Source organism: Rossellomorea sp. H136 (assembly GCF_056838065.1).
Map to the genome: position 1 here is coordinate 2,284,802 of NZ_CM166371.1, position 26,837 is coordinate 2,311,638.

Consider the following 26,837-nt stretch of genomic DNA (forward strand, 5'->3'; position numbering starts at 1 on the left):
ATATAGTAAAAATAGGGTTGCACGGAATACCTGTGCTCCTTGACTCATCTTGAAAAGCCCATTTAAGATGATGATAATGACAAATGTTTATAGGAGCGATTAACATGGAACCATTTATTCGGAATGATCAATATAATTTCATAACGTATCAGACTCAAGTGCTGATCAATGGATATTCAACAGTGAATGATCTAGGTGTCCTTCAAGCCTTGAAAGGACTTGTGAAAGATAAGGTCACAAATTTGTTCGATGAACTGTCTCAAGCTCAACAGAACATACTTGATCCAATCGGGAATATCAGGGATTCTGACCAGGCGGAGGATTATTTAATTGGATTAAAACCTTATGTATTTCCATTTCCATCTGTATCTGATGCCTCATTGAAAAAATTATTCCCGAAAGTGAAAAAACTAAAGTCTCCAGATTGGGAAAATGTCGATTTCAGGGATCTCTCCTATTTAGGTTGGAATGATTACGGACAGGAGCGAAAATATATCGTCGCTGAGTATGAGGGGAAATTGAAAGGATTTAAGGGTACTTTCAAAAACAGCAGCAAAAAAGGAATTTGCACGATTTGCAACACCTTTGGAAGCATAGGGTTTTACATGTCTGAATCGAAAACGTCATCTCAAGGAAACTTTGTGAAGAAAGGAAATTACATCTGCCAGGATAGTGATGAGTGTAATGAAAAGCTTAAAGACAAAGAGAAGTTGGATGATTTTATTCAAAGAATCAATCATTAAAGGATGCGCAAAGCAAGGGTTTCGGCGTATTTATATTCTATTTATACTTTATTACGGAATTCCAATTCTTCTCAACACTTATAAATCCCTTGAAACATTACCATACTTTAAGTAGTATAGATAAGTAGAAAATTGTAGAGTTTCGAAATGAGGGTTTTAAATGGAAAAGAAGTCCATATACGGATTAACATTAGATCAACTGACAACATGGCTGGTCGAGCATGGGCAAAAGAAGTTCCGTGCGGCTCAGGTGTGGGATTGGTTATATAAAAAGAGAGTGACAAACTTTGAGGATATGAAGAATCTAAACGCTGATTGTGTACAATTGCTGGACGATCACTTCTATCTTCATACACTCACTCAAGAGGTTAAACAGGAATCGAAGGACGGCACAATCAAATTCTTGTTCAAACTCGAGGATGGTAACCTGATAGAGACAGTTCTTATGCGTTTTAATTACGGTCTGAGTGTGTGTGTGACGACTCAGGTCGGATGCAACATCGGTTGTACATTCTGTGCGAGTGGACTACTCAAAAAGAACCGGGACCTATCGAGCGGTGAAATTGTCGAACAAATCATGAACGTCCAACATCACTTGGATGAAGCAGGAAATGGAGAACGAGTCAGTCATATCGTCGTAATGGGAATTGGTGAACCATTCGATAACTACGATAACATGATGGACTTCTTCCGAGTAGTGAATGACCAAAAAGGTCTTTCCATTGGTGCTCGTCACATCACTGTATCAACAAGTGGTCTGGCAGATAAGATTTACAAATTTGCCGACGAAAACATTCAAATCAACCTGGCTGTTTCCTTGCACGCACCAAACAACGAATTGCGTACGAAGATCATGAAGATCAACCGCGCGTATCCTTTAGAGAAGTTAATGCCCGCCATTGATTACTATTTAGAAAAAACCAATCGACGCATCACCTTTGAGTATATTTTATTGAGCGATGTGAACGATCATAAAGAAGAGGCTATACAGCTAGCCAAATTGTTAAAGAATAAGCGCCATCTTTCTTATGTGAATTTGATTCCTTATAATCCAGTTGACGAGCATAACCAATATCAAAGAAGTACGAAAGAAGCGATTGTTGAATTCTACGGTACATTACTTGAACATGGAATCAACTGTGGAGTCCGTGTGGAACAAGGGACGGACATTGATGCAGCATGCGGTCAATTGAGAAGTAAGCAGATCAAGAAGGATAAGGTTAAATCTTAATACTTTATTGATAGAGCACACGAATTCCTGAGTGGGATTTGTGTGCTTTTTTTGTTTGTAAAAGTTGCTTATACTTTAAAAGATTTTTCGAAAAATATTGAATAAACAATTCTAAAAGTATAGAATTGTTTGCAAGGATCAAGTTTTTGGAAATGAGGTGTCTCTATATGGATGTGCTCCATATGACCAGTCGGAAAAGAGAAACGTATGAGGTAAGAATCGAGGCTTCTCTTCTTTGGGAATGCGCTTTGGGGATTGCTGCAGTCACAAATACAAGGCTTATTGATACGTTAGAAAAACCAAAAGAGTCTTGGGACAGGTTAAAGAAATCTTTATCTGAACCATTGATAGAGGACTTGAAATTTGTTGAAAAGAATAATACGTGGAAATCCCTACTCCTTTTGCTGCATCAAAAAGAGTTTCAGGATTTGTCTGAATTTCTCACGTTTCTGGATGAGTTGGATGATGAAAAGCTCAGATTCAACAGCATTCCATACATAGGGTTTAAATTTGAAGATCTTCGAATGCTTGCTGCAGAAGGGGATCAGTCATCACGGAACAGATTGAAAAAGCAGACAGAATGTAACCGGTTTTTTCCTGATTATATTGAGTTTGTCTGCACAACCCAAGTAAATACCCTTAGGAATCACCTGGAGAGCGTCATGACCCGGTGGTATGAAGAAGTGATTGTTCCACAGAGAGAAACATTATCTCAAATACTGAGAAGAGATAAACAAGCCAAAGAAAAGATGAATGGAAATCTGAAGCCAGAGGCCATGGTAGAATGGGCAACCGGAGGAATTACCTATCTTCCGGAGCCAAGTGTTCATACAGTTCTGTTGATCCCTCAGTCGATTTATCGCCCTTGGAACGTAGAAGGGGATGTTGAAGGAGTAAAGGTGTTTTATTATCCCGTAGCCAATGAAAGCATCTATCCGGATGATAAGGATATGCCAAACTATTTTCTGGTCCAAAAGCATAAAGCCCTTGGGGATGAAGCGCGCCTCCGAATGGTGAAATTACTGAAGGGGTCAAATCGTACTCTCCAGGAAATCACGAATTTGCTGAACATGGGGAAATCGACGGTCCACCACCATTTGAAAATTCTCAGGTCCGCAAGGCTGGTCGAAACGCAGGATGGAAAGTATCGGCTGAAAGAGAATGCACTTCAATCTTTATCGAATGAATTGATGCAGTATTTAACTAAGGATTAAAAGGGGTGACCGGTATGGAAGAGCGTGCGTTCAGTCTAAATCAAGTGGAGGAATTCCCACCTTTAAAGAAAAACTATTCTGTTTTCAGATTTATGGGTGGTAATCTGATTTCATTTTTCGGTGATCAAATTTATTTAATCGCGATTCCACTAATGGTATTAACCATCACTGGATCACCGGTGAGTATGGGGATTGTGGCGGCGCTTGAACGGTTACCGATTCTATTGCAACCCTTCGCAGGTATCATGTCCGACAAATTCAACAGGAAGCACCTGCTCCTTTTATGCGATTTAGGACGATGTTTAATGGTTGGTATGATAGGGGTTCTATTTATCTTGGAGGTACTCGAGATGTGGATCGTATATCCAGTTGTGTTTGGCATCGGATTATTAAGCCAAATATACAATACTTCTCAATTTGCTTCAGTACCAAGCCTGGTGAGAAGAGAAGACCTACAGGCAGTGAATTCACTGAATTCCGGGGTATTTAACTTAGCGGTTTTTTTAGCACCCGGTTTAGGTGGGTTAATCATTTCCTTTTTTAATCCCGGATATGCCCTGATGGTGAACAGCGTCAGCTTCCTGGTCTCTTTTCTTGCCATTGCGAGTCTCCGGATGAAGATGAATGAGAGAGATTCATCAAGGTATTCCATATGGGGAGAGATCAGGGAGGGATTTGAATTCGTTGCAAAGACCAAGCCGATTTTGTATACCAATCTAGCCATGGTATCTTCTGTGTTCGGAACCACATTATTTCTCACATTATTGGTGTTTCACCTTAAGGATTCAATCAATGTAAATACGGTCATGATTGGTTGGTTATTATCGATGGGGGGAGTAGGTGCGATTGCAGGTGCGATTACTTCAAACCTTTTTCGGAAGCGGTTTTCTTATCGGAACATTTTATTTACTGCCTCTGTCATTGGAGGGCTTTCAATCCTGTGTTTTGGCTTGCTAGAAACCTATTTTTGGCTTGTGATCATGAATGCAGTCGGTACCTTCTGTGCTTCGATGATGAGCCCGTGCATCATTACTATCCGGCAAACGTTGACACCCGATCACTTATTAGGAAGGGTCCAGGCCACTAGCCGCCTCATGACATGGGTATTCATGCCCCTGGCCGCATTTCTTGCAGGAATATTGGCTGACTCTATTGGTACAGACCTAACCATCATGCTCGCTGGAGCTATCTCTACACTGGCCTCCATTCCTTATCTCCATCACAGTTTAAAAGATAAATAGAGGGACGGACCTCCCACAACTCTGTTTTATGGTAGGATGGAAATGGAAATCAAATTGGTGAGGAGAATTCAGATATGATCACTGAAAGTCAATTGAAAGAGAAATTAAAAAAGATCGATTTTAACCGTTTTAATATAAAGTGGCATAAGCACCATTACAACTAAGAAAGGGGAGCAGAGGATGCAATCGAATCATTATGACATCACGATCATCGGAGCAGGAGTGAGCAGTGTGTTTCTCGCTTACACCTTGATGAAGCACAATGAACATATCTCCATCCACATGATTGATCTCGGAAAAAAACTGAGTGAACGTACATGTGGTTTAGATGAGGGAGGAGTATGTACTTGTGAAGGCATGTGCAGTAAATACATTGGGTTTGCAGGTCTAGGTAAATCAGAGGGGAAATTTAATTATACGAATGATTTCGGAGGAGGGCTTGGTAGAAAAATTGGAGAACAAACGACAATTGATTTGATGAAGGTAGTAGACGACATTCTCTGCGAGTTTGGCGGTGATATCAGCCACTCCTATAGCACGAAAAATGAGTCACTTTCGAACAGAGCAGGGATGGTTGATTTAAAGGTGCTTTCAACAGAGGTCCGTCATTTAGGAACACGTTTAGCGAGTGATATTTTTCAAAGAATGTTTGATGTGCTGGAAAACCGTGTTACGTTTAGTTTTGAGACTCAAGTTGAAACGATTTCTAAGATTGAAGAGGGCTTTCATCTAAAATCCAATTGCGGTGATTTTACGACAGGAAAACTAGTGATTGGTACAGGAATGAGTGGGAGCACATGGCTGAAAGAACAAGCAGGATCACTTGGACTTTATCCAGGAGAAACCCGTCTGGATTTGGGGATGCGTGTGGAAATGAAAGGAGATCAGCTTCAGTCGATATTAAAAGATACATTTGAAACGAAGCTGAAGATCGAAAGGGAATCATTCAGTGCGACTACCTATTGTATGAATCCAAGAGGGAGGATCATAAGGAAGCACCAGCATGGCTTAGTGATGCCAGACGGACAAAATGCACGTGAAGAGGATACACCAAGTGCGAATCTAAACTTCAGCTTGTTCATTCCACGCTATTTTCTCTCCCATGATGAGGCAATGGAATATGCAATGAACATCATAGGTGGAATCAATCAAGGACGAGAGCGTATCGTCGTTCAGAAGTTGGAAGATTTCAAATTACATAGGAACACAGTAACATTGCAGGGGAATCTGGTAGGTCCGTCCCTCAAAGCGGATTATGGGAATCTTCGGGAAGAGGTTCCGGAATTGTATGTGATGGCGCTCGAGGAGTTTTTCGCTTCTTTGGAAAGGCTCATTGGTGAGACTATACATCCTGATACACTTTTGTACGGTTTGGATGCGAAGTTCTATGAACCTAAATTACCGACGGATCAGAACTTTGAAACAGGCGTGTCAAATTTGTATCTGATTGGTGACTGCTCGGGAGAAACCCATTCATTATCGCAGGCAGCTGCAAGTGGTATTTATTTAGGAAAACATCTGGGAATATAGGATGTACCATTTAATGATAAAAATGGAATATTTTGAAACCTTTCCGTTTGTTTTTTCGTATTAGTAGAAAAGAACAGGCAGAAAGGATTTTTTTATGGGATTAAGAGTAGAAAAAAACGAATTTGAATATGAAACGATTGTAGATTATCATCCAAAAAAGCAGATGAGTATGTACTCCTTCCTTGCCTGTTGGGGATTTTTATTTTCGCAGGGTGGGGATTCATGTTCTTCACTGTCCCGCTAGATCTCAATCATAAATTCGAATTGGTTCAAGTGAAGGGCATTCATGTAGATGTGCAAAAGACGAAAGAATTCTTTCTATGTCTGATCACTGTAGGATTTATATATTTTGGATTGCTATATTTATATTTTGAAAGAATGTGGGGAAGGACGTTTTTATTGATAACTTTATTAAGTCTGGGGGTAATCAATGGCATCTTATTTTTCCTTTCATTTTAATTCTTCTAATCTAAAATGATGGGAATAATCTATGAATGGAGGCACCCGAAATGAATTACTATCTTAATATTTTATTAACCATTGTCATCCTGATTGCAGGGACCGGCCTTGCACTCTTCATTGACCAATTCAGTAAACAATTAGAAAAGTTCATTCCTTCTAGGTACTTATCATCTACGATCATCATGATCCTCTTCACACTAATGACTGGCGCAACGGCAATGACGAGCTCTTTGGGAGGATGGAGCTTAATGGATACGGCTTTCATTTCCAGCCTCTGCTTTTTTGCCATTGGTTGGCTCACTAATATTTCAAAACGAGCTGGCATTAATCAGGCATCAACGGCTGCTACGTTCATCACGAATGATCAATTTAAATATGTATATGTACGGGAAGAATGGTTTGAATGGTGCAGGGAAATTGACCCGGTTGAACTGTTGATTGCTGCAGGGATTACTACTGAAAAGAAGAAATAGACTTAGCTTCCTATAACTTTCACAGTGTACTCATTACATTGAGAAAAGGAGGATTTTCAATGAATAAGCAACAAAAGCAACTCATCGAAAAAGTGAAAATCATTCAAGGTGATAATTATGCGACCATCGAGGATACGAGTGATTTGACCATTGAAGAACTGAAAGAACTCGTCAGATTTTTGGAACAGACCCCAGCCTATCATTCCTTGTCTACCTTGAAGATTCTTGTGAATCAAATATTCTCCCATGAATTAGATGAATATTTAGTGGGAAAAGGATATGAAATGGTTGATGAATTTGTTACTGTGTATAAAAAGCTTGAGAAGTCGGAAATCGAACACTCTTATACATTGAAGAATTTACATGTTATTTCAGAAAATGAGTTTGCTCATATCTGGATGCAATCGATGGAGGGTTCCCTTAATGTCCCATCTTCCTTAACAATGGAAGAACATATGAAAAGTGTCAAGGTTGAACTGGGTGACAGCTATACGGATTCTTGTATTGCGATTTATGAAGGAGATCAGCCTATCGGCGTCATAATGCCACATATAGAACCGGGCACGGTAGATGAGGGAAGGTTGTTTTATTTCGGATTGATTCCTGATGAAAGAAGCAAAGGAAAGAGTAAGATTCTTCATAAATTGGCACTTAATCTGTTAGAAAAAGAGTTTCATGCAAAAAATTATATTGGGGGGACAAGTAAGCATAACGCTCCGATGATCCGAACATTTATTGCAAATGGATGTGAAGTGAAGGATGTGAATAGGGTGTTCTATAAAAAATCCCTTTAGTACTGTGACCAGCAGTGTTATAATTGATGAATTGTTCAAGAAGAAAAGGGGAGTTAACACCTTATGAAATATATGAAATCACAAATGAAACTGTTAATCAGAGATAATAAAGAATTGCAAGCCCGTCTGAAAGTATTGATGGATGAGATGAATTTGGAGCGTACGTTTGCTCTTAAAGCATTGTATCATTCAGAGGTAGCAGAAGGTGGAAAATTTCAGGCTGCCTATCAAGCGTTAGACCAACCAAAGGAGTAAGTCTTTTTTCTGTGAAATCCCGTATACTAAACTCATACAAGTGACGAGCCCTGAGTTTAGTTTGTTTAAGAAATAATAGAGCATATAGAAGGCCAGGTAGGAGAGGACTTTCCTTATTACCTGGTTTTTTCTTTTTCACCCAGCAAAAATCTCCTGTTTTCACGCACTCTTCACTTTCCACATTTGTCAGAAAGATTCGTTTAAATCATTACGGTTTTCTCCCAAGAGCCAAATGTTTGACTTATAAAACGATATGTAATATATTAATTGACAGGTCAATGATTGACCCCTCAATTAATGAAATGGAGGAGGATGCTTTGTCCATCACGGGTCGTGAAGAAGAGAAGATAATCGTTCAACTAAATGATATATATAGGCAAATGAGTCCTAAGTTTGAGCGCTGTACCGGAATTAGTCAGTCTCGTTTGGATCTTTTGAACAAGTTGTTTAAAGTGGAAGAGATCAGTCAAACGGCTCTACAAAGAGAAGTGAATATTGATAGTGCAGCCGTGACGAGGCACTTAAAGCAGCTTGAAGGAAAAGGGATGGTCTTCCGCCGGAAAAATCCTGATGATAACAGGTTTACATTTGTCCGGTTAACAGAAGAAGGCCGTAAAAAAATAGAGGCTTATCATGAAGAGAAAGAGATCTTTATCTCAAAAGTCTTTAGAAGCTTTACAAAAGAAGAACGTTCGGTTTTATCGGAAATGCTAAATCGTATTCAGGATAATGTTTCGGAGATCGAATACTAAATAGTTTAGACTTATCTATATAAAAAGGAGAATGCACCATGAATCAAACAAAAATCAATAACTTTAAACAAATCATAACAGGCCGTCGTTCCATCCGTAATTATGACCCGTCTGTGAAAATCAGTAAAGAAGAAATGACAGAGATACTAACTGAAGCCACTCTTGCACCATCATCTGTAAACTTGCAGCCATGGCGTTTTGTTGTCATCGATAGTCCAGAAGGGAAAGAAAAACTTGCACCTCTTGCGAAATTCAATCAGACGCAAGTCAAAACTTCTTCTGCAGTGATTGCGGTATTTGTAGATATGAACAGCCTTGACTATGCGGATGAGATTTACAATAAAGCTGTAGAAGAAGGATATATGCCTGCAGAAGTAAGAGACAGACAGCTACCATCTATTAAAGGATTACTACAAATGATGACAACTGAACAGTTCAGGGAAATGAACCTCATCGATGCAGGGTTAGTATCCATGCAATTCATGCTTGCTGCACGTGCTCACGGATTTGATACAAATCCCATCGGGGGATATGAAAAGGATCAAATTGCTGAAGCATACGGTATGGAAAAAGACCGTTACTATCCAGTCATGCTGATTTCAATCGGAAAAGCGGCAGATGCAGGCTACAAATCTGTTCGCCTGCCAGTAGAATCCATCACAGAATGGAAATAAAAATAAGATAAGAGGAGAAATTATATGATTATTATACATGCAGAATTTCATATTAATCCAACCAAAGAACAAGCATTTTTAGAAGAGATTCGCCCACTTGTAGGAGCATCCAGAGCTGAAGAGGGAAACATCTCATATGACTTAATGAAAGATACTGAAAGAGAAAGTGTCTATACAATGGTAGAGGTGTGGAGAGATGCTGCTGCCGTTGAAAATCACAATGCGAGTGAGCATTTTGCTTCATTTGTTGGAAGAGCGCCTGAGTATTTAGCGGCTCCTTTAGATGTGAAGATTTATGAAGGAAACAAGGTAGAGAAATAATACATTTAATGGGCACCTGACTTTTGGTTAGGTGCTTTTTTCCATTAAAAAATGCCAGGCGCATAAGCACCCGACATTTCGAATTACACTTCAATAATGATCGGTAAAATCATAGGTTTCCTCTTTAAATGCTTAAATAGGTATTGACCTACGTCTTTTTTGATCGCCTGTTTCATTTCTTTCCAGTCCCTAATATTTTCTGCAGACAATTCATCTACGACTTTTTTAACGAGAAGGTTTACGTCCTTTAATAGGTCTTCTGAATTTCGTACAAAAACGAATCCCCGTGAAATGGTATCAGGTCCAGAAATGATCGAATGCTCCGACTTACTAAGGGTAATAACAATGATAAGCATCCCATCTTCAGAAAGTTGCTTTCGATCACGTAAAACAATTGATCCGATATCTCCGACGCTCAAGCCATCTACAAACGTATCTCCTGCAGGAATGGCACGCGTTTGCCGGGCAACGGAATTCTCAATATCGACGACTTCACCGTTTTTTATTATAAAAGTGTTTCCTGCTTCTACTCCTACCGATTCAGCCAAGATTCGGTGATGATGCAGCATTCGGTATTCACCATGTATAGGAATAAAATAAGTCGGCTTCATTAATGTTAGCATTAGTTTTAAGTCTTCTTGATACCCGTGTCCAGACACATGCATGCCTGTTGTACTTCCACTTCCATAAATCACGTGGGCACCAAGTTGAAATAAATTATCCAGAATTCGTGATACGTCCTTTTCGTTTCCTGGTATAGGTGAAGCAGCCAGAATGACAGTGTCACCTGGATAAACGTATACGTCACGGAAGCTTCCTGTCGAAAGGCGACCTAGTGCAGCCCTGGGTTCCCCTTGACTACCCGTACATAAAATCGCTACCTTTTCGGGAGGTAATGCATCGATTTCACGAGCATCAATCAGCATCCCGTCAGGCACGGTTAAATAACCCCGTTCAATGGCAACTGAAACCACATTGATCATGCTCCTTCCTAATAATGCCAGCCTCCTGTTTGTCTTGATGGAAGCATCGACTACCTGTTGTACCCGGTTGACATTGGAAGCAAAGGTTGAGACAAAGATCTTTCCAGTGGCTTTCAAGAACGCTTCATCCATATGATTCCCCACCATTTGTTCAGAAGGGGTCAAGCCGCCCCGTTCCGCATTCGTGCTTTCAGAAAGTAAGACCAATACCCCTTCATCACCGATCCTGGCCATTTTATGAATGTCTGAGTATTGATGATTGGCAGGGGTTAAGTCGAATTTAAAGTCTCCAGTATGTACGACATTTCCTTCCGGCGTATGAAATACGATACCTAAACAATCCGGAATGCTGTGACTTACCTTGAAGAATGAAACATCGATCGTTCCGAAATTCAGGTTGGAATTTGAGTCGATGGTTACAAGTTTTGTCTCTCTTATAAGCCTGTGCTCTTCTACTTTTAGTTCGATTAATCCTAAAGTGAAATGTGTAGCATAAATGGGCATGTTAATTTTTTTTAGAAGATAGGGAATGCCCCCTATGTGATCCTCGTGGCCATGAGTGACAATTAACCCCCGTATTTTATCCTTGTTTTTTTCCAAAAAAGTAACATCAGGAATGATTAAGTCGATTCCTAAAAGACTTTCATCAGGAAACTTACCTCCACAATCAATGATGACAATATCATCACGATGTTGAATGACATACATATTTTTTCCGATTTCGTTGATTCCGCCAAGTGCGAAAATGGATAATGCCTGTTCATTGGTATGCAAGAATGAACCCTCCAAAAGAAATTGTTTTGGTTATTATGCCCGAATAGGATGATTTCATTAAGTTAGATTTTGTTTTGAGAGATAAAAAGTTACATGAAATAATTATTTATATGGGAAATTATGCTACTATTGTTTATGAATGATACATACTAAGGAGTGATGATGATGACATCAACAAATGCATGGACAGAAGTAGATCAATATTTCACGAGTAAACTTCAAGTATCAGATCCACTTATGGATTCTGTATTGAAAGCAAATAGTGAAGCAGAACTTCCTTCAATCGATGTATCCCCGAATCAGGGGAAGTTTCTCTCATTGCTTGCACAGCTTAAAGGAGCTAAACGTATATTGGAAATCGGGACCCTTGGAGGCTATAGTACGATCTGGCTTGCCCGTGCATTGCCCGAGGACGGCCATCTTGTAACCTTGGAATATAGTGAAAAACATGCAAAAGTAGCCGCAAAAAACATTCAAAATGCTGGAATGGATCAAAAGGTGGAAGTTAAGGTAGGTGCTGCATTGGATACGCTGCCGACTATTGAGGGTAAGTTTGACTTTATTTTCATTGATGCAGACAAACAAAACAATGCAAATTATTTAAAATGGGCACTCGAGCTTTCTCAACCTGGAGCTGTCATCATTACAGATAATGTGGTACGAGGTGGAAGAGTAATCGATGAGACCAGCGGAGATGAAAGCGTTCAAGGTGTTCGCTATTTTATTGATATGTTGTCTAAAGAGCCCCGTATTGATTCAACGGTTGTTCAAACCGTCGGGTCTAAAGGTTACGATGGGTTTGTAATGGGTATTGTGAAGGGATAAAAAATTATTATTGTATTTTACTGGATTCTTATGTAAAATAAATGAAAATTCATAATCCTAAATGTCATGATAGGAACGAGTAGTGACTTATCTCCCTGTTGAAGAGAGCTGATGGCTGGTGGGAATCAGTACAAAGATAAGCGCGAATTACCTCCTTAAACATTCTCTGTGAACCTTAGTAGCAGAGAACGGCCGGTCCGTTAATCGAATGAAGTGGAAGAGAAATCTTCAATGAGGGTGGTACCGCGTTAACCACGTCCCTTTTTTAGGGGCGTGGTTTTTTGGTGTGATTTTTAGTTGAGAGAGTAGATAACGGCTAAATTTTCGTTTTAACGGCGAATTTCGAATTATAACGGCGAAATCACAAATGCTTCGTCCGCAATCAAATTATATCAGCGAAATCCAGAATATATCAGCGGAATTTTAAATATATCAGCGAAATCCAGGATTTATCAGCGAAATTAGATGATTTCAAAGATGACGACCAACCTGACATATCAATCAAGGAGGAATGATCATGTGGGAATCACTTTCACAAGAACAACAGGCAGAAGTGGAAAGGCAGTTAACCGTATACAAAAATGGGGTTCATGAAATCATCCCAGAAGCAGAATTAAGGCAAAAACTCGTCAAGTCAATAGCAACAGGAGCACCATTGAAAATCAAGCTTGGTCTAGACCCGACCGCTCCCGATGTTCACCTGGGTCATACGGTTGTTCTGAACAAATTAAGGCAGTTCCAAGAAAACGGTCATATCATTCAGCTCATTATTGGGGATTACACTGGTAAAATTGGTGATCCGTCTGGTAAGTCTGTGGCAAGGAAGCAGCTGACAGATGAAGAGGTGAAGAGAAATGCCCAAACTTACTTTGAGCAATTTGGGAAAGTCCTCGACAAAGAGAAGGTGGAGCTTCATTACAATTCCAAATGGCTGTCATCGTTGAATCTTGAAGATGTGATTCATTTATCATCGAAGATCACAGTTGCTCGATTAATTGAAAGAAACGATTTTTCTAATCGGTTGTCAACAGGGAAGCCAGTCTCGCTTCATGAGTTTTTCTACCCGTTAATGCAAGGATACGATTCCGTCGCATTAGAAAGTGATGTGGAGCTTGGCGGGACGGATCAGCAGTTCAATGTGTTGATGGGAAGACATCTTCAGGAGCATTACAACCAGGAGAAACAAGTGGTCATATTACTTCCTTTACTTGAAGGCCTTGATGGCGTAGATAAAATGTCAAAATCAAAACAAAATTACATTGGAATTGATGAAGATCCTAACCAAATGTTTGGGAAGACGATGTCGATTCCGGATGAATTGATCATTAAATACTTCAATTTGATAACGGACTTATCTTTAGATGAGAAATCGAAAATAGAGAAGGAATTAATCGAAAGGACTCTCCATCCTAGAGACGCCAAAATACGTTTAGGAAAAACCATCGTGACCATGTACCACGGAGAAGAAGCAGCCGGGCAAGCCGAGAACAATTTTAAGAAAGTATTCCAAAAAGGCGCCATGCCTGATGACATTCCAGAGATACAGTGGACAGGTGAAAGTAGAGTGTCCATTATCGACTTACTTGTTGAGTTAAATATGCAAGCTTCAAAGAGTGAAGCGCGGCGGATGATTCAAAATGGAGGAATCAGAATCAATTCAGAAAAGGTTCTGGATATGCAATTAGAAGTAGAGATTGAAGATGGACTGATTGTGCAGGTAGGGAAGAGGAAGTATAAAAAGCTGAGAATTATGTAACTCCGTAAGAAAGTCGTCTAATCAGCATGAATAGATGGTTTTTTTATTTATTATAATAAATCAAATATTTTTGATTTATCAGTTGACTTAATGGAAAACCTTGCATATAGTAAGGGTATATCAAATAAATTTGATTTAAAAGGAGCAGATAGCATGAATAAACAAATTCCGTTTAAAGATATATCACTGGATTCAACCTTCAGTAAATACGAAAAAAAATTCAAGGCACTTGCAGATCAAAAAAGGTTATTTATCCTGCACCAAATTACTGAAATGGGAGAAGTGTGCGTATGTGACTTATCGGATAAATTAGACTTACCCCAATCTAAACTTTCCTACCATCTGAAAATTTTAATGGACGCTGAGTTGATCTTGAAAGAAATTCGAGGCACGTGGAGTTACTATACATTAAATCACACTGAATTGAATCACTTGTTATCCGAACAACTTTGTTGCATGTTTAGGCGTGAATAATTTGCATAGTGACATCTTATGATTAATTAATCAAAATAATTTGATGTATAATTTTCGATGATTAATCAAGAAAAATTGATTTAACATAAAGGAGGCAGTCAAATTGACTATATTAAAAGATTTTATCAGTATTGCCCTTGAACTAACGGCACTATTTGTTGGAATATCCTTTGTGATTCATTTACTTCAAGGCTTTATTCCTTATAAAAAGATGGAGGAGCTGATGGATAGGAGCCATCCACTATTTAGTGCTCTGGTTGCTGTAGGTTTTGCATTCGTCACACCTTTTTGTTCCTGTTCAACCATCCCTATTGTTGTAAATCTATTGCGAAATAAAGTCCGTTTTCCGATTGTGATGGTTTTCCTTTTCGCCTCACCTGTACTGGATTTAACGATTCTTTCCTTAATGACGTACTTACTGGGTTGGAAAGTAGCTATTGCATATACAATTTTAACCACTTCTTTTTCTATTATCATTGGATTTACGTTGAGTGCATTTGGATTTGAAACACAACTAAAGAATGTCATGGTAGAAAATTTCTCACCCCCTGAGAATGGATTCAATATTAAGAGGGCTATAAGAGAAACACACTCTCTCATGAAAAACGTGTATCCTTTTCTTATTATCGGGGCAGGGATTGGTTCGGTTATTCATGGTTCTGTTCCAACAGAATGGATTACAACCTATTTAGGAGGAGAGAATTGGTGGATGGTGCCGATAGCTGCGATTATCGGGATTCCTTTATACATCCGTCTATCTACAATGATCCCGATCTCTCAAATTCTTATTGCTAAAGGAATGGCACTGGCACCAGTAATGGCTCTAATGATTGCATCAGCAGGAGCAAGCCTTCCGGAAGTGACTTTACTGCAAAGCATTTTTAAAAAGAAGCTTGTACTCGCATTTATTGGCTCTGTCCTCATCATGTCTACTATGTCGGGGTTCTTATTTTACTTTATATAAGGAGGTGAAAAAAGTGAATTGGTTAAAAAGTTTGATTGGTCAGAAAGTTCAGGAGGATTGCTGCAAAGTGAAAGTGGTTGAAGTAAAAGATGAAAATGTAAATAAAAATGTTGTTAAAAATGAAAAATGAAGTCCTCGTTATTTTACGTAGGGCTTCATCTTCTTTTGAGGTAAATTTAAGTAAAGAGAGTTTGCGACTATCTTCTTTCAAATCAATGAGTCGGCGTTTCGGATAAATTAAAGCCAATATACTTCAACGCAGATTCTAAATTGCGAACTTTAACAATAGGTAGTTGAGATAATTGTCCGTTTTCCTTTTCGTGATTCGCAATATCAGGTGTAATTCCTGTAAGAATCGACTCAATACCCATGATCTTCAGTGATTTTACTAAGTTGATAAATACCGTTGGGAAAACTCCATCTAAAATGAGCAGACCGGATAGGTCAATAATAAAGTACACCGTATCATGACTGGAGCCATATCCGAGAACTTTATTAATTATTTTTTCTGAACGTATTTAATCGAGGACTCCTTGAATACTAAGACAAGCTATTCCTTCTGTAATCGGGATAATCGGAACACTCTAGTAATTCATATTAATTTTGGTTTGATCCAAATCCACGATCTATGACAGAATATCTGCCATAGATTGAAGGTATTCAATATCCGACTGACAGAAATTCTTCTCTTCTTTATCCATGACACATAATGTTCCAAATACATCCCCTTGTAAATCTCTTAGTGTAACCCCAAGAAAACCTTTCACACCTAATTGAGAAGTAACTTCCAATTCTTTGATGATGGTATCCTCTGCAACGTTTATCTTATGCATCTCATTGTTTTCATTCATTATAATCAACCTACAATATGTATCTCCATATTTAACAGAGTAACCCTCTGGAATGATTTCTTCTTTTTCGTTATAAGAACTTAAAACAGTCATGGCATCATCGCCTCGTCTTGTTACATAAACCGAAGAGTCGACCGTATCTTTGTTGATCCGAATTACCAGGGAAAAGGAATTGGTTCATCTACCATAAGTTTAATAGAAGAGAAGTTTCCAAAGGTGAGATTGTGGGAACTTGAGAAATCTCGCAGGCAGCTGAATAATCATGCCTTTTACGAGAAGATGGGGTACAATAAAATCTTTGAATCAGAAGATGAATTCTGCTATGAGAAAAGGATACAACCTGATACTACAAAAGAGGTTGAGACGAGGGAGATTTCCATTCAAGGTGACACCTTGAGACAAGTTGACCTTTCTCGGCTGCAAGTGGAACAGAGCGAGATGACGGAGACAGATTTCTATGGTATCGCAGGGAGTCACTCCACATTTAGCAACAGCAACCTAATGGGAGCACAATTTAGCAATTGCAATCTAAGGATTCACGCTTTCAAAATATAAATTTCAAAAAATCCCTGATTGCTGATTTGAATCTTTCACATAGTGAATTCGCCCATGTGACTTTCGGTGGCGTGTATGTTCATGACACGACTCTTGGAGAAGAGGATGAACCTGTAAGATTTGAGCGCTGTGACCTTAAAGGGAGCCAGTTTAAAGGTCGCAATCTGAATAATGTTGAATTAGTAGATTGTGAGACTGAGGGAATGAGGATCAATAATATTTTGGTAAAGGATCTTTTAGAGGCGTATAAAGTAGTACGAAGGAATACATAAACTAATGAATATTCTGGGATCAATGATCAAATGCAATCACAAATAATATATTTTGAAAGGGTTCCGGAGACTCAATATCGAATAATACCCACGATAGCCAAAAACATTATTTTTTATAAAGGGGAAAACTATGGAGAAATTTGATTTTGAAATTGTTGAGATACCTTCATACAAAGCCGTCGGATTAAAGTGGGAAGGTTCTTACAACGAGATTCCTGAGCTAAAACGTATCATCCATCATATGAGTCAGCGGGTAAATGAGCTAGAAGGTGCACTTCATCCCAAAATCCAGCTTGGCTTATCCTATCATGTACGACCGGATGGTTTTCTTCATTACTCAGCCTATGAAGTATGTGAAGATCAAGCGATCCCGGAAGATATGGAGGAGATCACGATTCCAGCAATGAGTTATTTGATCACTCACCATAAAAAAGGTGATGATATCGGTCATACTTACCATCGTATTTATCAATGGTTCAAAGAGAGCGAATACCAACCTTATAGAGAACCGAACGTTGAATACTTCGATGATCTTCCCATCAAGCATGAAAGATATCCCAGTGACCGAGATTTTAAGGATCCTCATTTTGACATCTTAATTCCCGTTTTGAAAAAATAATGGAAGAAAAGAGATAGGTGAGCATTTCATCTATCTCTTTCTTCACTTACTTAAATATCCCGAAAGGCTTTCCTACAGGAAGTGTTTCTCTCCCAAAGTGGGTGTTCAAGACACTTGCAGCAGAGCCGTAGAAGCTGAATAATGCAATAAACAACTCAGAAATGGCCGCTAATTTATGCATGGCTTCAGGTGCAATCCCAAGTGTAGACAGGGAAAGGCCGATAAATAAGAAATCAATCAAGACAAAAATAATGAATAATACCTTATGTGTTTCCATGGCACCAAAGGTCATAAAAATACTGAAAATCAGGTAACCGATATACGCAATCCCCAGTTGGTGTGGATCAACTGCAGCAGCCGCTGCTTCTCCAAATACACCGAATGAAATTAACCAGGATGTTCCGACTCCAAGCCAAAATAGGCCGAATGCTCCAAATGCAGTGGATCCGAACGTATTATCATGCTTTGCATCCCCAAAGCATGCAATCAGCTGTGCAATTCCACCAAGGAAAATTGCCCATGGTAATACAAATGAAACGCCATCCGTCCATCCAAGTTTCGCTGAAGAAGCGACAAGGGTAACCATAGCTAATCCAAAAAGTCCAAGAGCAGATGGATCGGCTGTTGCTATTTGAATTCGTTGAGTGTTTAGTGTTTGATTCATGATGATACCTCCTATTAAACATACTTGACTAATTTACATAAAAAAGTCTTCATATGCAATAGAAAATATTATGTAAGCATAACTTTCATAAATATAGGCGGTTTTTAGATGTAGTTGAGTTCTAAAAGTGGGTTTAGCTGATAAAATCAAAATTTCGCTGATATATTTAATATATCGCTGATAAAATTCTCCTACGCTAATCCAGTTCAACATCAAAAGAGTCGATTTCAACAAGATTACCACTCATCAAATGAAAAATTATCCCAAACCTCTTACCAAACAAATAAACTCCCGGATTATCCGCAAAAAGATAATCCAGGAGTCCATCCTTCTGTCCATACATCCAATTCACAACAAAAAAACGCATGAATTGAGTCTATCCTACATACATATCAACAGGGGACAAATATTTTACTCGAGCGATCCTCAAGAAGGGGGTGAGGGTGGTGGAGAACTACTTTATTTTCATGCTGATGTTTCAAGCAGGAAGTTTCATCATTTCGTTGTTGAATCATATTGAAAAGTAGAGGGCTCCTTAAAGGATTTTCCGGACTATGACTGGCCTCATAGTTCGGTTTTTTTTCTGTCGGATCGCTTCCCTTATAGTCTATGTAGATCATCTCGCGAATATACGTTTCTATTAATATAGTAATCGATGCCGTACAGTTTCTAAATTTCCTTATTGTTGTTATCATAGGATTATTGAAGAAATCCAATTAGGCAACTTTCGCTAACATACAAACATTTCCAGGAAGGGACCAGACACTTGAAAGGCATACATCAAAAACTAATAAAAGAACGATGCGGTACCGTTTCTTTCAAAAAGGGAGAGAGCTATTACCGTTCCAATAAAGTGAAAATGGACGAATTCAGTTCAAATTATTGTGAAGCGACCGTTATGGGGGAGGAGGATTTCCACGTAACCGTTACAGGGGGAGTTAATGGTGAACTCCACGCAAAGTGCAGTTGTCCCAAACTAGCATCGTTTGAAAAAGATTGTCAACATATCGCTGCTGTCCTCATCGCCATTCATTATGAGCAGCGTAATGGAAACGGCCAAGGAAGGGAAGTAACAGAAGAATTTTTCACATTGTTTCGGGATGAATCCATACGAACCACTGGTCACCAGAGGCATTTTGAAAACAGACTAGTACTGCCATGTGAAATATTGATTAGGCCTGTAAGCATAAAGACAGGTGGAGTTATGATCGGGATCGAATTAACGATACACTCTATTAAGATCCAACAGGTTAGAGGGTTTCTACAGAGCATCAAAGAAGGAGATCCCTTCCATCTTTCAGAATCATTCATTTTCAATCAACAAATTCATTGCTTTGAAATCGATAGCGATTCTGTAATGCAACAGCTTATAAAAGTGGCCCAGGAAGAGACAATTTACTCTACATCTGAAGTGGACAATAATGAACAATTGCTCATTCCACCCTCTTCATGGGAGCGGCTTTTACCATTACTAATAAAAGCGCCAAGGGTTAAAATAGAGCAAAGCCAGCACACCGTAAAGGGGATCAAGCTATTGAAGACCCCGCTTCCTTTGAAGTTCCGATTTGGTCAAAATGAGAATGGAAGCTATCAATTACACATTACCGGGTTGAAAAATATGGTCGTCCTGGATGAATATCAAGCCGTTCTTCATGAAGGAACATTGACCCAACTGGAAACCAGGGATTGCAAGCGTCTTTCTGAATTAAAGCGACTTCTCACCAAATCAGGAACAGACTCGATTCCCATTCCTCAAACCCAGATAGGCTTCTTTCTAGAGAAAGTAGCGCTGGGTTTAAAGAAATTGGGGAAGGTCACAATCTCGGACGAAATTTCCAAAAGTTTGGGAATGGCGCCGCTTGTTGCAAAGTTGTATCTTGACCGAGTGAAGAATCGTTTGCTTGCAGGTCTTGAATTTCATTACGAAAATGTGGTCATTCACCCATTAGAAAATCGCGAACCACCCTCGGGATCCTTACTAATTAGAGAGGTGGAGAAAGAAGATACCATCCTTGAATTAATGGAAGAGTTCTCTTTTGGAAAAACAGAAGGCGGTTACTTTTTACACAATGAGGATTTAGAATATGATTTTTTAACCTATGGTGTGACGAAGATTCAGAAGCTTGTCCAAATCTATGCAACTACAGCAGTGAGAAACCGTATCTTTAAAGGGAATAATAGTCCAAAAATCCGTGTCAAAGTGAAGAAAGAACGAATGAACTGGCTGGAATTCAAGTTTGAAATGGATGGGATTCCTGACCGACAGATCATGGAGATCCTTGAGGCATTAGAGGAAAAACGTAAATATTACCGGATGCGAAACGGATCACTTCTGTCACTGGAGTCCAATGAATTTCAAGATATTCAGCGATTTCTTCATACGTCACAAGCGGAGAAAAATGATTTAATCAAGGGACTCGAACTCCCATTGCATCAAAGTCTCCAATTCTTTGATTCAGTTGATGCGATCCACACATTTAAATTAGGGGAATCGTATAAAGAGTTCCTACAACATATCATGAACCCCGGCAGTATGGAGATTTCCATACCACCAACCTTGAACACACTGTTGAGAGAGTATCAAAAAGACGGCTATCGATGGATGAAAACTCTGGCCTTTTATGGTCTGGGCGGGATCTTAGCCGACGATATGGGATTAGGGAAAACCATCCAAAGCATTTCTTTTATTGTTTCTGAGTTAGATGAGATTAGGACTCAGAAACTTCCTGCTCTGATTGTTTGTCCTTCGTCCCTCACCTATAACTGGCAAAGTGAATTTACGAAGTTTGCTCCTGAAATACAAGCAGTGATACTGGATGGAAATAAATCAGAACGAATGAAGAAACAGAATGGATTAAAGGATATCGATGTAATCATCATTTCCTATCCGTTACTTCGAAGTGACATCAGGTGGTACGAGCAACAGAAATTTCACACGGTGTTCTATGATGAGGCCCAGGCGTTCAAAAATCCAATAACGCAAACAGCAAGAAGCGTAAAGAAAATCGAAGCCAATCACCGTTTCGCATTAACCGGCACCCCTGTTGAGAACTCACTCGAAGAGCTGTGGTCAATCTTTCATGTAGTATTTCCGGGGTTATTTCGTGGTCTAAAGGATTACAGTCGTCTTACTAAAAAAGATATCGCCAAAAGAATTCGTCCGTTTGTCCTGCGCAGGATGAAGGAAGATGTATTATCAGAACTTCCGGAAAAACGCGAGATCATAGAATCGGCGGAATTGCTGCCGCCTCAAAAGGAATTGTACGCTGCTTATTTATCCAAGCTTCGTCACGATACGCTTAAGCATCTGGATAAAAATACTTTGAGGAAAAACAGAATCAAAATTCTGGCTGGTTTAACCAGACTTCGACAAATATGCTGTCATCCAGGTTTATTTGTAGAGGGCTACCAGGGAACATCAGCAAAATTCATTCAGTTGATGGGAATTTTGGAAGAATCAAGGCTTTCTGGCAGAAGGGTGTTAATTTTTTCACAGTTTACCAAGATGCTTGAGTTGATTGGAAGGGAGCTTTCGGCAGAGGGAAAGTCCTACTTTTACCTTAATGGCTTAACGCCTTCTGAAGAGAGGGTAGGCATGTGCAACAGATTTAATGAAGGTGAACGTGACCTTTTTCTTATTTCATTAAAAGCGGGAGGTACGGGACTCAACCTAACAAGCGCTGATACCGTCATCCTCTATGATACATGGTGGAATCCCGCTGTTGAAGAGCAGGCAGCTGATCGAGCACACCGCATGGGGCAAAAAAATAAAGTACAAGTCATCAAGCTCATTTCACGAGGAACCATTGAAGAAAAAATGAATGAGCTACAAGAAAAAAAGAGACACCTCATTCAAGAGGTGATCGACCCCGAAGATAAAATCGTTTCTTCCATGACGGAAGATGAGCTTAGAGAAATATTATCGTTTTAGTCAATATAAAGGTGGAGCTTCTATATAAATGAAGCTTCAGCTTTTATTTATTCCAAATGGATTTCACAAAGAAGGCTCACCTCGAACGAATAAATAATATATAACTAAGCATGATAAATGGGAAAGATTAGAAAGTTTAAGGCGGTAAAGGTATTGTTATTTTTTCTAAGTGCCAGTGATCAATTAAAAGAAATGAAAGTAACAAATAATGATAAAAATTACTAACGGGTACAGCTCTTCTAGCAATCTCGGATTTTTATGGCTGAAGGGTTACATACTATGTACAAATAGGTCTGAAAGTTGTTCCGATATATGTACATATGCCATTTCAGGTATATATTCCATTATTATTATTTCTATTGGTAGTGAGAAGATAAATTAAACAAGGGAGTCATTCATTGCAATAGGTCAATGTAAGTTAATTTAAGTTAATAACATGAATAAGCCTTAATTTTAGCAGAAATAGACTCTTTAGCAAGGAGTAACCATATGACGATGGCTATGACAGAAAACGAAATCACGCTTGCGATTATACAAAGCCTTAAAGATGGTAAAAAAAATGTGTTTCTTGAAATAATAGAAGAATTGCAGCCTTATGACATATCTCAGCAATACTTAAATGTGCCATCCAAACATCAAAATAAATTCCTATTATATTTACCTTTAGAGCAATTAACTGAATTCATTCAGGAAATTGATAAAGAAATTCAATTAGTAGTGCTACAAAAGCTGGGAATTGAAAAATCAACCAAGGTTTTAGACTTAATGGAAAACGATAATCTGGCTACTTTATTAACCGACCTTAAACCTGAGAAGATTGAAGAACTCTTGTCTGAAATGAATCAAGAGGAATCTCAAGTAGTTATGAATTTAATGAATTACCCTCCAGAGACGGCAGGTAGAATGATGAACAACCGCTATGTATGGATTCCGAAGCATTATACAGTCCGTGAGGCAGTTGATAAATTGAAGGATTTTGCCGAATTGGCTGAATATCTTAACTACCTGTATGTTATCGATGAGGAAAAGAAACTAATTGGCGTTGTTTCTTACAGGGATTTGTTACTAGGGGAACTACAGGATAAAATTGAAACAATTATGTACAGCAGAGTGGTAAAAGTAGATGTGTATACTGATCAGGAAGAAGTAGCTAAATTGATTAGTCGGTATGATTTCATTACAATGCCGGTCATTGAGGAAGATGGGAAATTGGTTGGTGTAATTACCGTTGACGATATTATCGATGTGGTCATTCAGGAAGCAAACGAAGACATCGAAAAGTTGTCAGCTTCCGGAAAATCGATTGACTTTCACACCAAACCATTAATAGCCGCTTATCGTCGATTACCATGGTTGATTTTGCTATTATTCATTGGACTTGTTTCAGGAAGTATCATTAATATGTTTTCTGCTACACTTGAGCAAGTCGTGGCACTCGCTTTCTTTATGCCCATGATTGCTGGAATGACGGGTAATACCGGAACTCAATCACTTGCTGTAGTCGTAAGGGGCCTTGTTTCAAACGAATTAGACTTCGGGCAAGTGTTGAAGCTAATCATACGTGAGCTATCGGTTGGTATCATCATTGGAGTGACATGCGCCGTGATGATTGCTATCATTGCATTTGTTTGGCAAGGAAATATCATACTAGGTCTAGTAGTTGGGAGCTCTTTACTCATCACTCTGATTATTGGGACGTTGGCAGGGACAATTATTCCGCTCATCCTATACAAGTTTAAGGTTGATCCTGCTGTTGCATCTGGTCCTTTAATTACTACAATCAACGATATCTTGTCTCTGATGATCTATTTTGGGATTGCTACCATGTTTATAACGAGATTAATGTGAGGTATTTGAGCATGAATTTTATGCTCGTTTTTTATAATGAGAGGGAATTCATGAAGAAAAATAGTATGGTTTTGTAGTTTGGGAATAGATGAAAAAGCTCAGAAATTATGAGCTTTTTTCTATTTGACGTTACTCGTTAGGAATATCTTCTAATCGAAATAGTGAAAGAGAAACGTATGCAAAAAGGGGTAAACTATTATACAAAAATAACATTGACCACGCTGGTCAAAAAAGACTATAATAAAATTGACCGGTGTGGTCAAACACCTGTCCCCTTAAAGGAGGAAGAAAATATATTGTTTAAAACATTGAATATAGATCCTGAGAAAGAAGAAAGGATCATTAATGCAGCAACTCAAGTTTTTGCAAAGAATGGTTACCGAAATGCCTCAACAAACGCGATCGTGAAGGAAGCAAAAATCTCAAAGGGCATTTTATTTCATTATTTTAATAGCAAAAAGGATTTATATGTTTCACTTTATGAACATCTATCCGACTTATTCACTGAGAAGATTTATGAACGTATTGACTGGAACGAGCGCGATATTTTCGTTACAATCCGTTCAGTAACGTTGATAAAGTTTGAGCTATTTGCCGTTTATCCTAATCTGATAAATTTTCTTACTAGTGCATTTCTCGAAGAAGCACCTGAAGTGAAGGATGATATCGAGCAGATTAAAGCCAAAATGGTGGAGAACAGCTTTGCAAAATTATTCACCGATATGGATACATCAAAATTCAAAGAAGGAGTCGATGTGAAAAAGTCGATTCAAATTATTTATTGGACCTTTGAAGGAATTGCCAATCAACAACAGCAAAAAGCTAAGACACTTTCCGTACAAGAAATTAACCAAGAAGAAGTGCTGGCCGAAATTGATTCCTACATCGAATTATTAAAGGCATCATTTTATCAATAAGAAATAGGAAAAGGGAGGAAGAGATCCATGAATGTGATAGAAATTAATGAATTAACGAAAACGTACGGAAAGTCTAGAGGGGTTATCGACATCAGTTTTCAAGTGAAAGAAGGGGAGATCTTTGGCTTTATCGGGCCTAACGGGGCAGGGAAATCAACGACGATCAGAACCCTCCTTTCGCTGATTCATCCGACGAGCGGCAGTGCTAAGATATTCGGTAAGGATTGTATTGAGTCCGCTCCAGAGATTGCGAAGGAAGTAGGATATCTACCAGCTGAAGTGTTCTATTACGACAATATGAAGGTGATGGATCTTCTTAAGTATTCTGCAAGCTTCTACAAGAAAGACTGCACGAAGAGAATTAAAGAATTAGCCGAAGTGCTGAACTTAGATTTAACGAAGAAGATTGATGATCTCTCACTTGGAAACAAAAAGAAAGTGGGAATCATTCAAGGGTTGCTTCATGAACCGAAGCTCATAATCCTGGATGAACCAACATCAGGTTTGGATCCTTTAATGCAACAAAAATTCTTCGAACTCCTTCAAGCTGAAAATAAGAAGGGAGCTACCATTCTATTTTCTTCTCATATATTAAGTGAAGTTCAGCGACTATGTGATCGAGTAGCGATCATTAAAGAAGGAAAAATCGTTCAAGTCGAAAAAATCAGCACGTTAAAAGAAAACAATCATAAAAAATTCAAACTTGAAATGAAAAGTGATGTAGATCAATCATACTTCGATCTTGAAGGTGTGAGCAATCTTGAAGTGAATCAAAATCATGTCAGCTTCCTGTTCAGGGGTAATATCAACACGCTGTTGAAGAAGATTGCCGACATCCAAATTGCTAATTTTTGGATCGAGGAGCCGGATTTAGAAGAAATCTTCATGCACTATTACGAAAAGGAGGCTTGATCCTCTATGAATATCTTTTTATATGAATTAAAGGCTTATCGAAAGTCAACGTTTATATGGAGCGGTGCACTCGTTGTGTTAGTGATCCTGTTTATGTCGATGTTTCCTTCTATTTCTATAGAAATTAATGAATTTAAGAAGCTCCTGGAAGGGTTTCCAGAGGGAGTAAGAAAAGCGTTAGGTATTCAGATGGACAGTATAGGCTCTCTAAATGGTTATTATTCGTATATATTTTTGTACATCACACTATGCGGTGCGATTCAAGCCATGAATCTGGGAATCTCAATTAGCTCGAAGGAAATTCGTGAAAAGACAGCTGATTTTCTATTGACTAAACCAGTTACCCGTACGAAGATCCTTTCTTCTAAAATACTCGCAGCTTTAACATCCCTGCTTTTTACAAATATCGTGTATGTAATTGCAGCAATCACTGTAGCGAATGTGGTAAAAGTGGAGAATTTCAGTCTATATGTATTCTTGCTGATTTCTCTAACTCTCTTATTCACTCAATTGATTATGTTTGCCGTTGGAGTCATTATTGCTGTTGTATTTCCAAAGGTGAAATCGGTAATCAGCTTATCACTTGGTGTCGTGTTTGGTTTTTTTCTAATAGGTATGGTTGCTGCTGCTGAGGAGGCTACTCGTTATTTATCTCCATTTAAGTACTTTGACTATAGCTATATTATGAATCAAGAGGGATATGAATGGTCATTCCTAATCTTAGGGATGTTCTTGATTGTCCTTTCACTGATCGGAAGCTTCGTTATTTACAACAAAAGAGATATTCATACGGTATAAGGGG

The 26,837-nt window shown here is 38.8% G+C and carries 28 protein-coding genes and 1 other annotated feature; of the genes, 24 read left to right on the forward strand and 4 right to left on the reverse strand.

Annotated elements, in window-relative coordinates; translation table 11 throughout:
- Positions 1-104 precede the first annotated feature (104 nt).
- From ACYH0O_RS11440 to ACYH0O_RS11490, 11 genes are all read left to right on the forward strand, one after another.
- Entirely contained in the window at positions 105-743 is a 639-nt protein-coding gene (locus ACYH0O_RS11440) for a FusB/FusC family EF-G-binding protein (RefSeq protein ID WP_482632316.1), read from the forward strand.
- Positions 744-903: 160 nt separating this feature from the next.
- Positions 904-1,974, forward strand: coding sequence for a dual-specificity RNA methyltransferase RlmN (rlmN, locus tag ACYH0O_RS11445; RefSeq protein WP_482632317.1), 1,071 nt, complete (start codon positions 904-906; stop codon positions 1,972-1,974).
- Between the two features lie 167 nt (positions 1,975-2,141).
- Positions 2,142-3,188 carry an ArsR/SmtB family transcription factor gene (locus tag ACYH0O_RS11450; protein WP_482632318.1) on the forward strand — a complete coding sequence of 349 codons (1,047 nt, stop codon included), beginning with the start codon at positions 2,142-2,144 and terminating at the stop codon, positions 3,186-3,188.
- Positions 3,189-3,202: 14 nt separating this feature from the next.
- Entirely contained in the window at positions 3,203-4,429 is a 1,227-nt protein-coding gene (locus tag ACYH0O_RS11455) for an MFS transporter (protein ID WP_482632319.1), read from the forward strand.
- 180 nt (positions 4,430-4,609) lie between these two features.
- Positions 4,610-5,959 (forward strand): NAD(FAD)-utilizing dehydrogenase, encoded by a 1,350-nt coding sequence (locus tag ACYH0O_RS11460; RefSeq protein WP_482632320.1) that lies wholly within the window; start codon positions 4,610-4,612, stop codon positions 5,957-5,959.
- A 509-nt stretch (positions 5,960-6,468) separates the two neighbouring features.
- Complete coding sequence (locus ACYH0O_RS11465) at positions 6,469-6,894, forward strand: hypothetical protein (RefSeq protein ID WP_482632321.1); 426 nt, start codon at positions 6,469-6,471, stop codon at positions 6,892-6,894.
- Between the two features lie 59 nt (positions 6,895-6,953).
- Positions 6,954-7,688 carry a hypothetical protein gene (locus ACYH0O_RS11470; RefSeq protein ID WP_482632322.1) on the forward strand — a complete coding sequence of 245 codons (735 nt, stop codon included), beginning with the start codon at positions 6,954-6,956 and terminating at the stop codon, positions 7,686-7,688.
- Between the two features lie 63 nt (positions 7,689-7,751).
- Positions 7,752-7,943, forward strand: coding sequence for a hypothetical protein (locus ACYH0O_RS11475; RefSeq protein ID WP_149155709.1), 192 nt, complete (start codon positions 7,752-7,754; stop codon positions 7,941-7,943).
- Between the two features lie 302 nt (positions 7,944-8,245).
- On the forward strand, positions 8,246-8,695 hold the full coding sequence (locus tag ACYH0O_RS11480) for a MarR family winged helix-turn-helix transcriptional regulator (RefSeq protein WP_482632546.1): 450 nt from the start codon (positions 8,246-8,248) through the stop codon (positions 8,693-8,695).
- A 38-nt stretch (positions 8,696-8,733) separates the two neighbouring features.
- Entirely contained in the window at positions 8,734-9,369 is a 636-nt protein-coding gene (locus tag ACYH0O_RS11485) for a nitroreductase family protein (protein WP_482632323.1), read from the forward strand.
- Positions 9,370-9,393: 24 nt separating this feature from the next.
- On the forward strand, positions 9,394-9,690 hold the full coding sequence (locus ACYH0O_RS11490; RefSeq protein WP_149155711.1) for a putative quinol monooxygenase: 297 nt from the start codon (positions 9,394-9,396) through the stop codon (positions 9,688-9,690).
- Positions 9,691-9,773: 83 nt separating this feature from the next.
- Here ACYH0O_RS11490 and ACYH0O_RS11495 read toward each other — a convergent pair whose 3' ends face one another.
- Positions 9,774-11,447, reverse strand: coding sequence for a ribonuclease J (locus ACYH0O_RS11495; RefSeq protein ID WP_482632324.1), 1,674 nt, complete (start codon positions 11,445-11,447; stop codon positions 9,774-9,776).
- Between the two features lie 165 nt (positions 11,448-11,612).
- Between ACYH0O_RS11495 and ACYH0O_RS11500 the strand changes: the two genes are divergently transcribed.
- The 4 genes from ACYH0O_RS11500 to ACYH0O_RS11515 all read left to right on the forward strand — a co-directional run bounded on the left by ACYH0O_RS11500 (position 11,613) and on the right by ACYH0O_RS11515 (position 15,466).
- Positions 11,613-12,272, forward strand: a complete 660-nt coding sequence (locus ACYH0O_RS11500; RefSeq protein ID WP_482632547.1) for an O-methyltransferase — start codon at positions 11,613-11,615, stop codon at positions 12,270-12,272.
- 57 nt (positions 12,273-12,329) lie between these two features.
- Positions 12,330-12,537: a binding site (T-box leader), on the forward strand.
- 246 nt (positions 12,538-12,783) lie between these two features.
- The gene (gene tyrS, locus ACYH0O_RS11505; protein WP_482632325.1) at positions 12,784-14,028 is read left to right on the forward strand and encodes a tyrosine--tRNA ligase; all 1,245 of its coding nucleotides are present in this window, start codon (positions 12,784-12,786) and stop codon (positions 14,026-14,028) included.
- A 153-nt stretch (positions 14,029-14,181) separates the two neighbouring features.
- Entirely contained in the window at positions 14,182-14,502 is a 321-nt protein-coding gene (locus tag ACYH0O_RS11510; protein WP_482632326.1) for an ArsR/SmtB family transcription factor, read from the forward strand.
- A gap of 103 nt (positions 14,503-14,605) precedes the next feature.
- A complete protein-coding gene (locus ACYH0O_RS11515; protein ID WP_482632327.1) occupies positions 14,606-15,466 on the forward strand; it encodes a permease in 861 nt (286 codons plus the stop codon).
- A 626-nt stretch (positions 15,467-16,092) separates the two neighbouring features.
- Here ACYH0O_RS11515 and ACYH0O_RS11520 read toward each other — a convergent pair.
- Positions 16,093-16,410, reverse strand: coding sequence for a GAF domain-containing protein (locus ACYH0O_RS11520; RefSeq protein ID WP_482632328.1), 318 nt, complete (start codon positions 16,408-16,410; stop codon positions 16,093-16,095).
- A gap of 78 nt (positions 16,411-16,488) precedes the next feature.
- On the opposite strand from ACYH0O_RS11520, the gene ACYH0O_RS11525 reads away from it, so the two are divergent.
- The 3 genes from ACYH0O_RS11525 to ACYH0O_RS11535 all read left to right on the forward strand — a co-directional run bounded on the left by ACYH0O_RS11525 (position 16,489) and on the right by ACYH0O_RS11535 (position 17,763).
- A complete protein-coding gene (locus ACYH0O_RS11525) occupies positions 16,489-16,872 on the forward strand; it encodes a pentapeptide repeat-containing protein (protein WP_482632548.1) in 384 nt (127 codons plus the stop codon).
- Positions 16,839-17,144, forward strand: a complete 306-nt coding sequence (locus ACYH0O_RS11530) for a pentapeptide repeat-containing protein (protein ID WP_482632329.1) — start codon at positions 16,839-16,841, stop codon at positions 17,142-17,144. The genes ACYH0O_RS11525 and ACYH0O_RS11530 overlap by 34 nt, the downstream gene beginning before the upstream one ends.
- 130 nt (positions 17,145-17,274) lie before the next feature.
- Positions 17,275-17,763, forward strand: a complete 489-nt coding sequence (locus ACYH0O_RS11535) for a GyrI-like domain-containing protein (RefSeq protein ID WP_482632330.1) — start codon at positions 17,275-17,277, stop codon at positions 17,761-17,763.
- A gap of 46 nt (positions 17,764-17,809) precedes the next feature.
- On the opposite strand, the gene ACYH0O_RS11540 is transcribed toward ACYH0O_RS11535, so the two are convergent.
- The gene (locus ACYH0O_RS11540; RefSeq protein WP_482632331.1) at positions 17,810-18,427 is read right to left on the reverse strand and encodes an acetate uptake transporter; all 618 of its coding nucleotides are present in this window, start codon (positions 18,425-18,427) and stop codon (positions 17,810-17,812) included.
- Positions 18,428-18,623: 196 nt separating this feature from the next.
- Complete coding sequence (locus ACYH0O_RS11545; protein ID WP_482632332.1) at positions 18,624-18,794, reverse strand: hypothetical protein; 171 nt, start codon at positions 18,792-18,794, stop codon at positions 18,624-18,626.
- Positions 18,795-18,873: 79 nt separating this feature from the next.
- Between ACYH0O_RS11545 and ACYH0O_RS11550 the strand changes: the two genes are divergently transcribed.
- From ACYH0O_RS11550 to ACYH0O_RS11575, 6 genes are all read left to right on the forward strand, one after another.
- Positions 18,874-18,954, forward strand: a complete 81-nt coding sequence (locus ACYH0O_RS11550) for a putative holin-like toxin (protein WP_482632549.1) — start codon at positions 18,874-18,876, stop codon at positions 18,952-18,954.
- A 239-nt stretch (positions 18,955-19,193) separates the two neighbouring features.
- On the forward strand, positions 19,194-22,358 hold the full coding sequence (locus ACYH0O_RS11555; RefSeq protein WP_482632333.1) for an SNF2 helicase associated domain-containing protein: 3,165 nt from the start codon (positions 19,194-19,196) through the stop codon (positions 22,356-22,358).
- Between the two features lie 489 nt (positions 22,359-22,847).
- The gene (gene mgtE, locus ACYH0O_RS11560) at positions 22,848-24,206 is read left to right on the forward strand and encodes a magnesium transporter (RefSeq protein ID WP_482632334.1); all 1,359 of its coding nucleotides are present in this window, start codon (positions 22,848-22,850) and stop codon (positions 24,204-24,206) included.
- 296 nt (positions 24,207-24,502) lie between these two features.
- A complete protein-coding gene (locus ACYH0O_RS11565; protein WP_482632335.1) occupies positions 24,503-25,123 on the forward strand; it encodes a TetR/AcrR family transcriptional regulator in 621 nt (206 codons plus the stop codon).
- Positions 25,124-25,150: 27 nt separating this feature from the next.
- A complete protein-coding gene (locus ACYH0O_RS11570; protein WP_482632336.1) occupies positions 25,151-26,035 on the forward strand; it encodes an ABC transporter ATP-binding protein in 885 nt (294 codons plus the stop codon).
- 6 nt (positions 26,036-26,041) lie between these two features.
- Positions 26,042-26,833 carry an ABC transporter permease subunit gene (locus ACYH0O_RS11575; protein ID WP_482632337.1) on the forward strand — a complete coding sequence of 264 codons (792 nt, stop codon included), beginning with the start codon at positions 26,042-26,044 and terminating at the stop codon, positions 26,831-26,833.
- The last annotated feature ends 4 nt before the right edge of the window (positions 26,834-26,837 follow it).